The 16130-nt window shown below is 35.9% G+C and carries 12 protein-coding genes and 2 riboswitches; of the genes, 1 reads left to right on the top strand and 11 read right to left on the bottom strand.

Annotated features, from left to right (window positions below):
• Window positions 1-243: 243 nt before the first annotated feature.
• The 7 genes from murD to lgt form a co-directional block, all read right to left on the bottom strand.
• Window positions 244-1596, bottom strand: a complete 1353-nt coding sequence (murD, locus tag BMY18_RS03025; protein ID WP_092450965.1) for a UDP-N-acetylmuramoyl-L-alanine--D-glutamate ligase — start codon at window positions 1594-1596, stop codon at window positions 244-246.
• Between the two features lie 608 nt (window positions 1597-2204).
• Window positions 2205-3929: a peptidoglycan D,D-transpeptidase FtsI family protein gene (locus BMY18_RS03015; RefSeq protein WP_092450457.1), complete on the bottom strand. Its 1725-nt coding sequence runs from the start codon at window positions 3927-3929 to the stop codon at window positions 2205-2207.
• Between the two features lie 59 nt (window positions 3930-3988).
• The gene (locus BMY18_RS03010) at window positions 3989-5899 is read right to left on the bottom strand and encodes a peptidoglycan D,D-transpeptidase FtsI family protein (protein ID WP_092450455.1); all 1911 of its coding nucleotides are present in this window, start codon (window positions 5897-5899) and stop codon (window positions 3989-3991) included.
• Window positions 5900-5924: 25 nt separating this feature from the next.
• On the bottom strand, window positions 5925-6431 hold the full coding sequence (locus BMY18_RS03005; RefSeq protein ID WP_092450453.1) for an FtsB/FtsL family cell division protein: 507 nt from the start codon (window positions 6429-6431) through the stop codon (window positions 5925-5927).
• A 70-nt stretch (window positions 6432-6501) separates the two neighbouring features.
• Window positions 6502-7446 carry a 16S rRNA (cytosine(1402)-N(4))-methyltransferase RsmH gene (gene rsmH / locus BMY18_RS03000; RefSeq protein ID WP_092450451.1) on the bottom strand — a complete coding sequence of 315 codons (945 nt, stop codon included), beginning with the start codon at window positions 7444-7446 and terminating at the stop codon, window positions 6502-6504.
• A 134-nt stretch (window positions 7447-7580) separates the two neighbouring features.
• Window positions 7581-8018, bottom strand: a complete 438-nt coding sequence (gene mraZ, locus BMY18_RS02995; RefSeq protein ID WP_092450449.1) for a division/cell wall cluster transcriptional repressor MraZ — start codon at window positions 8016-8018, stop codon at window positions 7581-7583.
• Window positions 8019-8285: 267 nt separating this feature from the next.
• A complete protein-coding gene (gene lgt, locus BMY18_RS02990; protein WP_092450447.1) occupies window positions 8286-9389 on the bottom strand; it encodes a prolipoprotein diacylglyceryl transferase in 1104 nt (367 codons plus the stop codon).
• Between the two features lie 188 nt (window positions 9390-9577).
• On the opposite strand from lgt, the gene ychF reads away from it, so the two are divergent.
• Window positions 9578-10675, top strand: a complete 1098-nt coding sequence (gene ychF, locus BMY18_RS02985) for a redox-regulated ATPase YchF (RefSeq protein WP_092450445.1) — start codon at window positions 9578-9580, stop codon at window positions 10673-10675.
• Between the two features lie 273 nt (window positions 10676-10948).
• On the opposite strand, the gene thiC is transcribed toward ychF, so the two are convergent.
• The 4 genes from thiC to BMY18_RS02965 form a co-directional block, all read right to left on the bottom strand.
• A complete protein-coding gene (gene thiC / locus BMY18_RS02980; protein WP_092450443.1) occupies window positions 10949-12262 on the bottom strand; it encodes a phosphomethylpyrimidine synthase ThiC in 1314 nt (437 codons plus the stop codon).
• 82 nt (window positions 12263-12344) lie between these two features.
• A riboswitch (TPP riboswitch) is annotated at window positions 12345-12442 on the bottom strand.
• Window positions 12443-12480: 38 nt separating this feature from the next.
• Window positions 12481-12579, bottom strand: a riboswitch (TPP riboswitch).
• Between the two features lie 175 nt (window positions 12580-12754).
• The gene (locus BMY18_RS02975; RefSeq protein ID WP_092450441.1) at window positions 12755-13258 is read right to left on the bottom strand and encodes a PTS sugar transporter subunit IIA; all 504 of its coding nucleotides are present in this window, start codon (window positions 13256-13258) and stop codon (window positions 12755-12757) included.
• Window positions 13259-13277: 19 nt separating this feature from the next.
• Window positions 13278-14651, bottom strand: a complete 1374-nt coding sequence (locus BMY18_RS02970; RefSeq protein ID WP_092450439.1) for a PTS transporter subunit EIIC — start codon at window positions 14649-14651, stop codon at window positions 13278-13280.
• A gap of 3 nt (window positions 14652-14654) precedes the next feature.
• Window positions 14655-16130: a glycoside hydrolase family 1 protein gene (locus BMY18_RS02965; RefSeq protein WP_092450437.1), complete on the bottom strand. Its 1476-nt coding sequence runs from the start codon at window positions 16128-16130 to the stop codon at window positions 14655-14657.

The raw sequence follows: 16130 nt of genomic DNA, 5'->3' as shown, positions 1-16130 counted from the left end.
TGTGCATTCGATTTCAGGTGGTCCCATCCCACAACGTATCCGTGAATATTTGTTAGGATACATTTCACCGCAGACCGGCTGAAAGCAGCGCTAATGTTTTTTCCAAGACTCAGATGAAAATCGAGCGCAAGCGAGACTTTTCATCATCCCTGAGGCTTGCAAAAAAACATGCTGCTTGAAGGAAAGGCAAGGTGCAATGCATCCTAACAAATATTCACTCACCACCTCCCGTATGTCCTCCCCTCAAATCAAATTCACATACTCCTTAAAGAGTTCGCCACGTTGCTCATAATTATCAAACATACCCCAACTAGCACATGCTGGTGATAATAGAACTGCGTCTCCAACCTCTGCATGTTCAACACATATTTTTATAACTTCCTGCAAGGATTCTGCCATAATAATATTATCAAATCCATATTTTCTCGCAGTTTCTGCTATCAATTCTTTAGTCTGTCCGATCAAAACAAGAAGTTTTACTTTGCCTTCAAACGCTTTTACGTATATATCAAACTCTGATTTTTTGTCATAACCACCACCTATGAGTATTGTTGGTCTTGACATTGCCTCAATTGCTTTCACAGCGGCTTCTGGGTTCGTTCCCTTCGAATCATTGTAATACATAACACCATGTTTAGTTGCTACATATTCAATTCTATGTTCAACTGCCTTAAACTTGAGAATTTCTGCAACGATTATATCTGTTGGAATCTGAGCTGATTTAGCAATTGCAACTGCGGCCATAACATTTTCGTAATTATGAGCGCCTATCAGATTCATATTGTTCACATCACAAATCGTTTCAACTGAATCACCATCAAAATATTTAATCAAATCTCCATCCATAAATGAACCGATTTCCGGCACTTCCAATCGGCTGAAATAGATTACCTTTGCCGTTGTAGTCTTCGCATATTCTCTAAGAATTGGATCATCATAGTTGAGAACGCAGATTTCACTCTTTGTCTGATTAATTGCAATATTTTCTTTTGTAAATGCATAATTTTCCATTGTCTTATGCCTATTTAAATGATCTGGCGTAATATTTAGGATCGCACTTATGGAAGGTTTGAATTTATGTGTTGTTTCCAATTGAAAACTACTAATTTCAGCGACTGTAAATGAATTTTTACTCGTTTTAAGGACTTCCCCTGTATAGGAATTTCCAATATTTCCAACTACGAAGGTCTCTTTGTTATAAGCTTTCACAATTTGACCAACCAATGCTGTAGTCGTTGTTTTTCCATTTGTCCCCGTTATTGCAATAATTCTTCCTTTATCATAATTATAAGCAAGCTCTATCTCTCCCCATACCGGTATATTAGCCTTCTCAAATCGAAGTACAATATCACTATCAATTGGTACCCCCGGACTAATAATAACCAAATCTATAGACTTAACAACACTCTCTTCAAGCGCTCCAATTATAATTTCTGCCTTACATCCCTCTATCTTATTCAAAATATCTGATTCTAGCAGTTTTTCATCTCCATCATACAAAACCACCTTCGCACCAACATTATATAAAAGCTCAGCAGCCCCAATCCCACTAATCCCAGTACCTACTACCATTACCTTCTTATCTTTAAGTTCCATCATACAAATATTCCTTTCCATCTTCTAATATCCCAAACCAGCCCTACACGCCGATTCAACTTATCTTTTTAAATTTTTTTTCATTTTTAACTCTATTTTATTAATTTTGACTTTTGCTCTTTGCTTCTTACGCTTTTTACGCCTTAATTATTGTAATGTAAAAACTTCTCATCCATATAACCTAAGAATATTGATTTTTGTCCTAATTTTTCAACAAAGTAATCAATGAATATTAATCCACTTTTAATTTTTTTCAAAAAGTAAACCGTGAATATTAATTTATAATTATGCTTTTCCGCAGACCGTCTGAAAGCAGTGCCCATGTTTTTTCCAAGACTCAGATGAAAATCGAACAAAGTGAGACTTTTCATCATCTCTGAGGCTTGCAAAAAAACATACTGCTTGAAGGAAAGGCAAGGAAAAGCATAATTATAAATTAATATTCACTCACCACCTCCATGAAAATTCAACCAAAACTTAATATTCACTCACACCCTCCAAAATTAGAACAAAAATCAATATTCTCCAATACCTATATGAAGTATCTCATTCCAATAATCATCCCATTTTACTATCAATCTCTTTAAATTTCAACCCATGAATATTCCTTATCTAGTTGGGATATTCAAATATGGGAGTATATTTTCAAATAACTGCTTAATAACGGGAGCTGAAATCGTTCCTCCATAATATACGCCCACTGGTTCGTCAATAATGCACATTGCTACAAGCTGTGGGTCTTCGGCTGGTACAAATCCAATAAATGAAGAAATATATTTACCGTTACCTCTAGGCAATTTTTCAGATGTTGCAGTTTTTCCACCAATCGAATAATTTTCCATGTAAGCATTAATTCCTCCGCCTTGCTCTACAACTTGTTTTAGAATCTCTTTCATTGTATCACTGGTGGATTTTTCAATCGCATTTTCAATCGTTTGGTAATGAAACACTTCAGCATTATTGCCTGTGGCGTCAACTGCTTTCACTGCAAAGTGCGGTGTAATCAGGGTTCCTCCATTAATAATTGCGCTGGTTGCTCTGAGTAACTGTAATGGTGTGATTTGAAAGGACTGCCCAAATGACATTGTGGCAAGTTCAACCGGACCAACATTTTCTTTTTTATGTAAAATAGAAGAGGCCTCACCCGGTAAATCCACACCGGTTTTGCTAGTAATCCCTAGTTTGCTTAAATACAGGTAAAAATTATCAACGCCTGTTCGAAGTCCCCATTCAACAAATGCTGGATTACATGAATTCATCACAGTCTGTGCAAATGTTTGCGCTCCATGTCCTGTTGTTTTCGCACATCTAATTCTTCTATCCTCAACAGTGGTAGAACCTGTGCACGTATATGTCGAAGCGAGTGATACAGCCCCACTTTCTAGCGCCGCTGTGCCAGTTATCATTTTAAATGTCGAACCTGGTTCATAGGTATCATTTATGCAAAAGCTTCGCCACATATTATTTAGCAAATCTTGATAAGCTTCTCCAGTAACATTGTCTACAAGATCATAATTTAACGTATATGGATCATTTAAATTATATTCTGGTACATTTACCATTGCCAATATCTCACCGTTTTTAGGGTTCATTACGATGATTGAAACACTCTTGGCCTGTTTTTCCTCCAATGCCTTAATTGCAAGCTGTTGGGCATATAGTTGAACATTATAATCAATACTCGTATAGATATTTTTACCGGCAATAGGCTCTAGTCTGCTTTCTTCGGCTCCATCTAGTTCAACTCCACTTGCATCAGTAAGCGTAAGAATCATTCCATTTTGACCAGCGAGATAATCCTCGTATTTGACTTCCAAGCCTACAATTCCTTGATTATCACTTCCTGTAAATCCCAAAACCTTAGATGCCAACGTATCAAATGGATAATATCTTTTATAATCTTCATCCACCTTAACTCCAGCCAAGCAATAATTCCTAATTTTATCTCCAACTGTTTTATCAACATTTGTTTTAATACGCTCAATTGATGTTACCTTTTCTACTCTTTTTCTAACGTCATCTTCACTAATTCCAAGCTCACTTGACAACATTGCAATTACTTTCTCTGGATCTTTTACCTGACTATAAATAACTGAAATTGTACATACTGTTTTGTTTGATGCAAGTACAACTCCATTCGTATCAAGTATATTACCTCTTGAAGCTTTAATACTTCTTTCTCTTTCATGCAACAAATCTGCTCTTGCCAAATAGTATTCTGATTGGAAAATCATAATATAACCAAGTTTCCCCATTAAAACCACTAATACTAATAATACTGTTAATGCACTAACCAATATTTTTTTTCTATGTCGAGTTTTATTTGAAAACATATAGAAACCCCAAACAATTCATTAATACATTGTATTACGATTCATTCGGGGTTATGAAATTAATTGGGCAATATTGAACCAGTAAAATGTTCAATTGGGCTATTACTTGCATCTACGGTTGGCTCGTCTGTATCCTTATATACATTCATATATGGTAACAAATCTGTTAGAACTTGGTTTGTCAATGTAAGAACCGGCGCCGAACTTCCAGACATTGCTGCTGGAACATTTGGTTCATCAATTACGATATAGATTACAAATTTTGGATTCTCAGCAGGTGCAAATCCTAAAAATGAAATAACATATTTTTTATCTGCAATAGGACGTTTTTGTGCAGTACCCGTTTTACCAGCAATTGAATATCCTGCAACTTTTGCTTTCATAGCTGTACCAGAATCAACGGTTGATTTTAATATTTTTTTAATTGTATCTGAAGTTGACTTTGTAATTGTCTGTTTTACTAAAGTTGAATTTACTGTTTTAACTACCTCACCATTATCTTTTTCAATTCGCTTAACGATATGAGGAGCATAATAATTTCCACCATTAATTAACGAAGAAAATCCAGAAACCATTTGTACCATATTAACATTAAAACTTTGGCCAAATGCACTACATGCCAAATCTGTCGGAGACATTTTATCTGCTGATATCGTGATACCTGCTTCTTCTGCTGGCAAATCAATTCCAGTCTTTTGACCAAATCCAAATCTTGCCTGATAATCCGCAAATGATACAACACCAATCTTTGCTCCAATCTGCATCATAGCCGGATTACAAGAGTTCATGACTGCTTGTTCAAGTGTTTCTACTCCGTGTCCAGACGTTTGCCAACAAGGTATAATTGATGTGCCGATTTTTTCAGAACCAGTACATAGGAATTTATCATTAATACTAACGACATTTTGTTCGAGTGCTGCTGAAACCGTAAACGGTTTAAATGTCGAACCTGGCTCAAAAATACTCGATACACAATAGTTATTCCATATTGAATATAGTGCATCGTTTTTTTCTTGATCTGACATTTTAGCAAGTTGATCAGCTGTATATTGTCCAGTCAAATCCCTTGGGTTATTTAAATCAAACGCAGGGGAACTTGCCATTCCTAGTATTTCTCCATTATTTGGATTCATAATAACGATTGCTGTGCTTTTGGAGCCATAAGTTGTATTGAATTCCTTAATATGCTTTTCAATTATACTTTGTACTGAAAAATCTATTGTTGTAATTAAATTTTCTCCGTTGATTGGATCCTTTGTCGTCTTTTCAATATCAAGATTTTCATCAACATAACCATAGGTTATGCCATCGGTACCTGATAAATTATCATTATAATAACTCTCAAGACCTAGTTCACCACCATTTGCTGGGCTTGCAAAACCAAGCGTATCACATGCCAATGATGAAAATGGATATTTTCTAATATAGCTGTCTTCAAACCAAGCACCTTTTATATTTGGATTATGCTCAGTATCTGCCACTAATTCTTTAAAAGCTGCAATTTGATCACCAGACAAGTTTTTGAGTAATTTTTCATAATGACTATTCGGTTTTGTCGCAATAACATTTTCTAAATCCTCAATTTTCAAGTCAAAGCACTTGATTAATGCATTTAACGTAGGTTCTTTATATATTTCATCCGAAAGGATTATTTTAGGATCAAGTATAAGATTGTACACTTTTTCACTATACGCTAAAATTGTTCCATTTCGATCGATTATTTGTCCTCTTTTATATGGGATTACCGTTGATGTATACTGTTGATGATCTAAAACTTGTTTTGAATATTTATCACCATCTTTATGATTAATTATAAATATCCTAGTCGCTAAAGTTAAAAATATTAAGCCCACTAAAAAAAAGACAATACTAATTTTTCTCTTGATTTTTCTAAGTACTGTCTTTGATTTTCTTTTTTTTCGACTACTAGTGTTTTTCGTTACCTTTGATCTATCTATTCTGTTAGGCATAGTTCATTTCTCCAAACCAACCGTTCTATTTTACTGCAGGTATTTTTTTACCATACGTTTCTACATATTCACTTTCCTTTGAAGCATAGTCAAAGACTTGATTTTTACTAGGAAATTTCATGCCCAATTCATTAATGGCTATATTTATTATCGAATCGTAATCAATACTACTATTGGCTTCAAGCTCTGTCATATCATTTTGATCTGTTAATTTACTGAGCTGTAATTCTAGCTTTGATACTTCAGCAGAATTACTCTTTACTGCCGACTGTAATTCAAGATATTGGACACATACTGTGAATATAAATGCCAATACGCCAACCACGGCAACTGTATATAAGAAATTGATTTTATGTGCCTTTTCCATTTCTTTATGATGTTGTCTTTGTTCTCTCTTTTCTTGATCGTCGTCTGCTTTGTCACGTTTTTGTGGCTTAGTTACAGGCATAGCGACAGAAAGCTTTCTTACTGTATTTCCGTACACATAAGCTTCACTTTTTGAATTGTTTTTTCTGTAGTTATTCTGTGACATAATAAATCCTCCTTGTTTTTTTTGCTACCATGTAAATCTTTATTTTAACTTCTCAGCATTTTAATTATATTTAATTAACTATTTTTTGAAACACCCTCAACTTTGCACTCTTTGAGCGTTTATTTACTTCTAACTCTTCCTGCGATGGAAGAATTGGTTTTCTTGTAATCACTGTTCCCTTGGTTTTTTTCCCACACACACACATTGGAAAATTAGGAGGGCATGTACATCTGTTTTCGTTATTTCTAAATCTAATCTTAACAATTCTATCCTCTAGCGAGTGAAATGTAATAATACATATTCGGCCTTCATCACTGAGCAAATCAACCATCGTATCAATAGAGTCAGTTAATACTTCTAACTCTTTATTCAGTTCAATTCTGATTGCCTGAAACGTCTTCTTAGCAGGATGTCCGCCTACCGCTCTAATTTTCATTGGGATAGCCGCTTTGATGATTTCAGTTAATTCAAATGTTGTTTCAATTTCCTTATCTAATCTCGCAGCTGCTATATGCTTTGCAATATTTTTTGCAAATTTATCTTCACCATAATCTCTTATGACTCTATATAATTCAAATTCACTATATTTGTTAATAATGTCTTTTGCAGTTTGATCTTGTCTTTGATCCATTCTCATATCCAATGGTGCATCAACCATATAAGTAAATCCTCTTTCGGCCGTATCAATCTGATAAGATGAGACACCAAGGTCAAGAATAATACCATCCACCTTGTCAATTCCAAGTTCTTTTAAAACTTCAGCAATGTTGGTGTAATTATTTCTTACAATTGTAACTCTGTCTGCATATGGCTTAAGTCTTTCAGTTGCTGCATTTATTGCATCTGCATCCTGGTCAATGCCAATAAGCCTTCCCTTAACTGATAATCTACTTGCAATTTCATATGAATGACCACCGCCGCCAAGCGTTCCATCCACATATATTCCGTCAGGCTTAATATTCAAATTTCCAATTGTTTCATCTAATAAAACTGATTTGTGACTAAATTCTTCCATAAGCCATCGCCTTTCTACTATTTTGTTATTTCGAGTAACCTTTTCTTCTCTTTTGAGGTCAATCGACTTATAAACTCATCCCTGTTATGCAGGGATGAGCTTTCACTCAGGTATAAGTTTTCGATTGGTATGTGCTATATACTAAATCCTAGGTTTTCCATGTTTTCTGCCACTTCATCCATGTCACCGTCGTATGTATTTAAACATTGTTCCCAACGTTGTCTGCTCCAGATTTCTATTCTGCTTGCAACGCCCACTAAAACAACATCTTTCTCTAATTCTGCAAATCCACGGAGTACCGCTGGAAGTAAAATCCTTCCTTGCTTATCAACTTCACAAGAAGCTGCTCCTGCTAAAAAGAAACGTGTAAATTGTCTTGCATTTTTATTCGTAAGTGGTAATGTTCTCAATTTTTCTTCAAAAGCCTGCCACTCTTGATTAGGATACACAAACAAACAGCCATCTAAACCCTTCGTAACAACAAATTCGTCACCAAGAACTTCTCTGAACTTTGCTGGAACAATAAGTCGTCCCTTTGCATCGATTGTATGGTTGTATTCTCCCATGAACATATCGTAAACTCCTGTCTAAGCAGTACGCTAACAAATCTAAAATGATAATAATCTACCACTTATCACCATTTGCTACCACTCTGTGCCACTTTATGTACATTCTATATTATTTATATGAAAACTTCAAGTGTTTTTTACAAAAAAAATAAAGCGAAATCCAGATATTTCCTGGTTTCGCTTTACTAAATCAATATATAGTGTGTAGGAATATATCTTCCTCTACATATTGCTTTTTATTATTAAGTTATTATTTTATTAATTGAAATTCTATTTCTTTATATTATTTTTGAATCCTGTATCATAATTTTCGAGTTCATCTGTCTCAGTTAATTCTATTTTATCTTCTGAATCTTCTATTTTTTCTAATTCTTCTATTTCTTCTGCTTCTTCTGCTTCTTCGGCTTCTTCTGATTCGTCATCTGATTCTTCTGATTCGTTATCTGATTCTTCAGTTTCTTCATCTAATTCTACAGTATCTTCTACTCTAGTTCCAGTAGCCAATGAAACAACTGCAATTGACTTTCTTGTTAATTGTATGCGGTTGAATGCAATAAATGCAATTGCTGCAAAAACAAGAATAATTGAAAGTACTTGTGATACGGGTACCTTGAAAAATGGCAAAATTAATTGATCTGTTCTAAGTCCTTCAATCCAAGCTCTTCCCACACCATATCCAATTAAATATAATGCAAATACTTCGCCATTGAACTTCTTATGTTTTCTATAAGCCATCAATAAAATAAATAAGCCAAGATTCCATATTCCTTCATAAAGGAATGTTGGATGAACCTGAATAAATGATTGGCCTTCATATAAATATGAATTCATCAATAAATCTTTTGTAACTCCATTTGCCTCACTGACTGGAATCTGCATAGCAAATATTGAATTTGTATATCCACCAAATGCTTCTCTATTAAAAAAGTTACCCCAGCGACCAATAATCTGACCAACTACGAGTCCTAAAACTGCTGTATCTGCCATCAACCAAAAATTAAGTTTTTTGATCTTCGTAAATATAAATAAAGTGATAAGAGATGCGATAATACCACCATAAATTGCTAATCCGCCATCTCTAATTCCTGTTACTATTTGCAACAAATGTTGACCATAATAGTCCCATTCGAAAATTACATAATATAATCTAGCACCAACGATTGCCATAATCAACGTCCAGATTGTAAAATCCAAATAATCTTCAACGTTTTGATTCGTTCTCTTTGCTTCATAATATGCAATAATCACTCCGACCATCATTGCCAGACCAATAATCATTCCATAAAATGCTAGCTCAATTCCAAATACTTCTATCGATTTCCCTGGATGTACCTCAAAATTTAAATTCGGGAACCTAATTGTTGTGTTACTCATACACGTACCTACCTATCTATAATTATTTAGTATTCATGACATATTCCTCAAGCATCCCCAGCCATCTACATATTGTACATTGAAATGGTAAATAAATCAAATAAAATATACTATTTTTCGTACTTTTATTTTCTTACAAAATATGATAAACTAGGATATGAATTTTGCTTTTAGAAAGGAACTAAAAAATGAAATTAGGTATTGTTGGTTTACCAAACGTAGGAAAAAGTACATTGTTTAACTCATTAACAAAAGCTGGCGCAGAATCAGCCAACTATCCATTCTGTACAATCGATCCCAATGTAGGTATCGTTTTCGTTCCAGATGACCGTTTAAATAAATTAGCAGCTCTTTATAATTCAATTAAACTAACACCCGCGGTTATTGAATTTGTTGATATAGCCGGTCTTGTAAAAGGTGCCTCAAAGGGTGAAGGTCTTGGCAATCAGTTTCTTGCTACCATCCGTGAGGTTGATGCAATTGTCCATGTTGTAAGGTGTTTTGAAGATACGAATATTATTCATGTCGATGGTTCAATTGATCCACTTCGAGACATTGAAACGATTAATTTTGAACTGATATTCTCTGATCTTGAAATTCTAGAAAGACGTTTATCAAAATCACTCAAATCTGCTAATAATAATAAGGATATTGCAAAAGAATGTGAATTACTGAAAAGCCTCAAAGCTTTCCTTGAAGATGGAAAACTTGCTAAGAACTTTGAGACAGAGGATAAAGATGAAGCCGAACTGATTGCTTCTTTGAATCTTCTTACCGCAAAGCCTGTTATTTTCGCTGCTAACGTTGCAGAGGATGATCTTGCTGACAATGGTGATAATAACGCATTTGTTGCCAAAGTAAGAGATTATGCTGCCACAGAAAATTGTGAGGTATTCGTTATCTGTGCTCAGATTGAACAAGAAATCTCTGAACTAGATGATGATGAAAAGAAAATGTTTTTAGAAGATTTGGGACTTTCTTCATCTGGTCTTGATAAACTGATTGCTGCAAGTTACAAAATCCTTGGATTAATTAGTTACTTAACTTCTGGTGCAGATGAAACTCGTGCTTGGACAATCACCAAAGGTACCAAAGCACCCGGTGCTGCTGGAAAAATTCACAGCGATTTTGAAAGAGGATTTATTCGTGCTGAAGTTGTAAACTATCAAGATTTACTTGACTGTGTCACTTATAGTGCAGCAAAGGATAAAGGACTTGTTGGTATTGAAGGTAAGGAATACGTTGTCAAAGACGGAGATGTTATCTTGTTCCGTTTTAATGTTTAGAACTGGTAGTTTTAGGTGGGCAGACGGTAAGAAAATGGAGCTATAGGGACCGTTCGTCGGTTAAAGGACAACCCCCGCAATATGTATGCTAGCTGATTGACACCTGCGGTGTCATCCTCTATCATACATATTGCGGGGGTTGTTCGTTAAACGAAGGACTTAGTCCCTATAGCTCCATTTTCTTGGCGTGTGAGCGAGAGCTAAAAACGGCAGTTCTGGGGGCTTGAAGAGAAAAACCATTTTTTACGAACAGAGCAAAATAAGTCGATTTGTTTATTTTTCGGAGCAGAATTCAACTTTTTTGCCCTCTAGTATCATGTTGGTGGTTCTGACTGCACACATTTTGCCGCACATTGAACAGGAATGTTTGTCGGCGGGTGGGGTGCTTTCAAAATAATTTCTTGCTTTTTCACCATCTATTGCGATTTTGAACATTTCTTCCCAATCAAGTTTGTGGCGTGCTTCAGCCATTGCATTGTCTAAGTCTCTAGCATGGGGGATTCCTTTTGCAATATCGGCTGCATGAGCGGCTATTTTAGATGCTATAATGCCTTCTTTTACATCACTCAGATCTGGAAGGCGCAAATGCTCTGCAGGAGTTACATAGCATAGGAAATCTGCACCGTTGGCTGCTGCAATAGCACCACCGATAGCGGATGTAATGTGGTCGTAGCCAGGTGCAATATCTGTGACTAGTGGCCCTAAAACATAGAACGGTGCATTATGGCACAATCTTTTTTGTATAACCATATTGGCCGCAATTTCGTTCATTGCCATATGTCCGGGACCTTCCACCATAACTTGAACATCTTTGTCCCATGCGCGCTGTGTAAGGTAGCCGAGTTCGATAAGTTCGCTAAGTTGACCTGCATCGGAGCTGTCATCTAGACATCCCGGTCTCAAAGCGTCGCCAAGGCTGATGGTAACGTCATATTCTCTTAAAATTTCAAGTACCTCATCGTAGTATTCAAAAAATGGGTTCTCATTTCCTGTCATTTCCATCCATGCAAAAATCAAAGACCCACCACGGGAAACAATATTTAATTTTCTACCCGTACGGCGAAATGCTTCAATAGAGCGTCTATTAATACCAGCATGTATGGTCATAAAATCAACACCTTCTTTGGCATGAACCTCTATTACTTTCAGAAAATCCTTTGCAGAAATTTCAAGTAAATCCTTTTCTAGATAACCAATGGCATCATACATAGGCACTGTACCAATCATAGCTGGTGACATAGCAATCAGTTCCTTACGAAAAGTGTTAGTTTTTCCGTAATTACTCAAATCCATAATCGCTTCTGCACCAAAGCTGATTGCCATTTTAACCTTTTGCATCTCCACATCGTAGTTTTTGCAATCCCCTGAAATTCCGAGATTGACATTAATTTTTGTTTTCAATCCTGTACCAATACCTTCGGCAGATATAGAAGTATGGTTGATATTGGCTGGAATAGCAACTTGTCCGCATGCGACTAACGAACGAAGCTTTTCTATATCCATATACTCTTTCTTTGCAACGATCTCCATTTCTTTTGTGATGATGCCTTTCTTGGCAGCTTCCATTTGTGTTTTGTAGTTTTTCATTTTAATCCTCCATTTTAATATCGTTCATATTAGTCTTTGTCGCAATAAAAAATGCCCACCATTTAAGGTAAGCATACGAAAAAGTTCTCTATAACATACTCCCTACGACAGTATTAACTGACAGGTTCAAAGGGTCAGGTTTTAACCTTCTCAACTCAAAGAGTCCCCCACTAAATATTCAATTAAAAAAAAGTCCACCAAAATAGGTGAACGAAAATCATACTGTTTTATGACATTCCCTACTTCGGTATTAGCCGACAGGTTCAAAGGGTCAGGTTTTAACCTTCTCAACTAAATAAGTTCCCCTAGTTACTTTATTATTATATCATTACTACATAAAATGTCAATAAAACTAAAATCATAAAAGCCTTGAACTAAAATCGAAAAAATAACAAAATAAAATCTAAGGCGAGAAAAAACATTAAAAGGAGAGATTACGCAATGACTATAAGTCAGTTATTGGGTAATCTCTCCTTTTAAATACACAATTTATTAAACTTCTTGTGTAATCTTTTTAAACTGCATTACTTTGGTTCCTTTCGTTACGGCTCCGTCTGCTATTATTTTGATGTTTATTTCATCCATATTGGTGATTATCATTGGAATTGTTAGATCATAGCCTTTTGCTTCAAGCTTCTGCTTATCAAAAATAATCAGTTTCTGACCACGGGTCACTCTTTCGCCATTTTTCACAAATCCCTTAAACCCATTTCCACCCTCTTTTACAGTATCAATGCCAATGTGAATCAGTATTTCTGTTCCATCATCAGTTGTGATACCAATGGCATGGTTTGTTTGAAAGATTGCTGTAATTATACCGTCGCAAGGCGATACCACTTCACCATCCTTGGATACAAATGCCAGACCATCACCCATCATTTTCTGAGCAAACACTTCGTCCTTTACCTGTTCGATTTTAATTACATTACCACTGGTGATGGCATATAATACACCTGGCTCAGACTGTAAGATTTCTTTTTTTGAAAATAAGCCCATCTTTTTACTCCTTACTATTTTACTTCAGTGCGTCCTTCTCTTTGTAGAATATATAAGTAGCCAGGAATGCAACCACTAAAGATACCACTGCAACAATTATTGCTTTATATAGACTTCCCATTGTACCATCATTTGCAATGAATATTGGGAGTGAAATAAAACTTGGAGATGCAATTGAGTACCCGGCAATTTTGAAGAGACCTGCAAGTAATCCACCTACACCACCACCAATCATTGCTCCTACAAGTGGAGTTTTGAGTGGAAAAAGAATACCATATACGGCAGGCTCTGTAATTCCCATAAGCCCTGTAATTCCAGTTGAGAAACCTACGCTCTTTGTTGTAACATTCTTTGCTTTCACACCAACTGCCATACACGCAGCTCCACAAGCTACATTTGCTGAAAGCATACCAGCGAGGATAAGTGGATCACAATTCACTGATGCAAATAGCGCAAATACAATTGGATACATTGCATTGTTCATTCCAAAAAATACCATAAGTGGCGTTGCTATTCCGATAATCATTACAGCTATTGCTGGAGAGAAATTGTAAATTGCAAAAACTCCTTTTGCAAGATATTCGCCACCGATTCCTCCGATAGGTCCAAGGAACAGCAAAGTAATTGGTGCAACGATAATCATTGTCAATAATGGCAGGAAAATCGTCTTGATTTGTTTTGGCAATACGCGGTCAAATAATTTGTAAATTGGCGCCATAAATAATACACCAAGAATTACAGGAAATACAGTTGTATTATAGGCAACCGTATGAACATTAAGTCCAAAGAAGTTAATCGCTACTGCGCCATTGATTGTTGGATATAAGAGAAAAGCTCCAAGCATTGCACCCAGAAAAGCATTAATATTTAATTTCTTTGCAGCGCTAAAGCCAATAAAGATTGGCAAGAAATAGAATGCTGTCTGATTAATTGCATAAAATACAGTGTAAGTACCCGATGTATTTGAAACGCCGAAGAAATTTGTCAGTATTGTTAATACTGCTCCGGTAAGACCGCCAGCAACAAGAACTGGAATGATTGGTGAAAATGTTCCACCGATAAAATCAAGAAGTCGTGTTAATAAATTCACTTTCTGCTTAGTGACAGGTGCTTGAACATTTCCACCTTCTTTAAAATCTCCAAGTTTAACAAGCTCAAGATAAAGTGTTCCAACATCTGGTCCAATAACAACCTGATATTCATTTCCTCTTACGACGAGGCCAAGAACACCCTCTACTGCTTTGAGTTCTTCGTCCTTTATTTTTTCAGGATTGTTAATTGTAAATCTTAATCTTGTATAGCAGTGACTTACCTGAGAAACATTTCCCTCTCCACCAACCTTCGCCAATATTGTGGTAGCTAATTCAATACGTTTTTCTTCTGTTTTTCCCATAGTTTAGTTAACACCCATATCCTTTCCCCAGTCATTTCCATTTGACTTTATAAGTTTCGAATACCATTCAAAAGAGTCTTTTTTAATTCTCTTCATACTCAGTTTGGAGACATCCGTACAGTTAACAAGCTCTTCGTCTGTTGTATCAATATATACAAGGCCATAGCGTTTTTTTATTCCGTTACCTGTTGAAAGAATATCAGTAAATGACCATGGATTGTAGGAAATCACATCACATCCATCTTCAATTGCGAGTCCTACCTGGTAAATCTGATCTCGTAGGAAATCAACTCTTGCCTGATCATGAACATTTCCATCCGCATCTTTTTCTTCATTTGCCCCATATCCATTTTCTGTAATCATCATTGGAAGTCTGTAATGATCCCAAAGATATCTTAATGCGTATCTGATAGCTACAGGATCAATTTCCCAATCCCAGTCTGTATATTCAACATATGGATTATAGTCCATTGCAAATTCACCAGGATAATTAGGGAACTGAAGTTGTCCTTTTATACCGAATTTATTAAGTTCATATTCTTTTCTTTCTGTCCCTGGCTTTGCATCGCAACCAACGTTACTTCTATAGCAGTTAACTGCGATGAAGTCGATTTTGGCAGACTTCATAAGTACTACATCTTCTGGCCTAATATCTGGGTGAATATCATGAATCTCCCAATATTTTTTAATAAATCCATTATATTCGCCGTATACATATGTATCATTCCATATTTTTTCTGTAAGTTCTTCTGCATTCATTGCTGCAATCTGGTCAAGCGGATTGCAGGTCTTTGGATAAATCGGAACATATCCAGGAACGGGTCCGATTTTTCCTCCCTCTACCATTTCATGACAGGCAACAACAGCTTTTGCATGACATAAATTCATGATATGGTTGATGTCCCACTGTTCTCTTTCCCAGTCCGTACATCCAGCGCTTGTTCCAAGCCAGTGACCATATACAATCTGCATGTTCTGCTCGTTGATGGATAACCAATATTTTACCCTGTCACCAAAGTTTTCAAAACATGTTCTGGCATAATGTTCAAATGCATCAACTGTCTTTCTGCTCTTCCATCCACCAAGTTCTTCATATACCCATACCGGTAAGTCATAATGGTAAAGTGTAACAATTGGTGTAATATTATTTTTTAAAAGTTCATTTATTAAATCATTATAGAATGCAACACCCTCTGGATTAACTTTTCCATCAGAACAAGGTATGATTCTCGACCATGCAATTGAAAAACGATATGAACCAAAACCACACTCAGCCATTAATGCAACATCCTCTTTATATCTATGATAATGATCAGCACAAATTGAATCATCTGCATATGGAGCTTTTTTCTTACTATTTAAATCTATCATAGCCGGTGTTCTTCCACCCTCTGCTACTCCGCCTTCAACCTGCCATGCGGCACTTGATGCGCCCCACATGAAATTTTTAGGAAATTTTGGATTTTCTTTATAATACAT

This window comes from [Clostridium] fimetarium, assembly GCF_900111235.1.
GTDB lineage: Bacteria > Bacillota > Clostridia > Lachnospirales > Lachnospiraceae > Clostridium_N > Clostridium_N fimetarium.
This window is presented reverse-complemented; position numbering and strand designations above follow the sequence as displayed.

What these genes read in the sequence shown, in the direction of transcription:
- murD (WP_092450965.1), bottom strand. Translation starts at nt 1,596, where the DNA reads ATGGAACTTAAAGATAAGAAGGTAATGGTAGTAGGTACTGGGATTAGT.
- BMY18_RS03015 (WP_092450457.1), bottom strand. Translation starts at nt 3,929, where the DNA reads ATGTTTTCAAATAAAACTCGACATAGAAAAAAAATATTGGTTAGTGCA.
- BMY18_RS03010 (WP_092450455.1), bottom strand. Translation starts at nt 5,899, where the DNA reads ATGCCTAACAGAATAGATAGATCAAAGGTAACGAAAAACACTAGTAGT.
- BMY18_RS03005 (WP_092450453.1), bottom strand. Translation starts at nt 6,431, where the DNA reads ATGTCACAGAATAACTACAGAAAAAACAATTCAAAAAGTGAAGCTTAT.
- rsmH (WP_092450451.1), bottom strand. Translation starts at nt 7,446, where the DNA reads ATGGAAGAATTTAGTCACAAATCAGTTTTATTAGATGAAACAATTGGA.
- mraZ (WP_092450449.1), bottom strand. Translation starts at nt 8,018, where the DNA reads ATGTTCATGGGAGAATACAACCATACAATCGATGCAAAGGGACGACTT.
- lgt (WP_092450447.1), bottom strand. Translation starts at nt 9,389, where the DNA reads ATGAGTAACACAACAATTAGGTTCCCGAATTTAAATTTTGAGGTACAT.
- ychF (WP_092450445.1), top strand. Translation starts at nt 9,578, where the DNA reads ATGAAATTAGGTATTGTTGGTTTACCAAACGTAGGAAAAAGTACATTG.
- thiC (WP_092450443.1), bottom strand. Translation starts at nt 12,262, where the DNA reads ATGAAAAACTACAAAACACAAATGGAAGCTGCCAAGAAAGGCATCATC.
- BMY18_RS02975 (WP_092450441.1), bottom strand. Translation starts at nt 13,258, where the DNA reads ATGGGCTTATTTTCAAAAAAAGAAATCTTACAGTCTGAGCCAGGTGTA.
- BMY18_RS02970 (WP_092450439.1), bottom strand. Translation starts at nt 14,651, where the DNA reads ATGGGAAAAACAGAAGAAAAACGTATTGAATTAGCTACCACAATATTG.
- BMY18_RS02965 (WP_092450437.1), bottom strand. Translation starts at nt 16,130, where the DNA reads ATGTATTATAAAGAAAATCCAAAATTTCCTAAAAATTTCATGTGGGGC.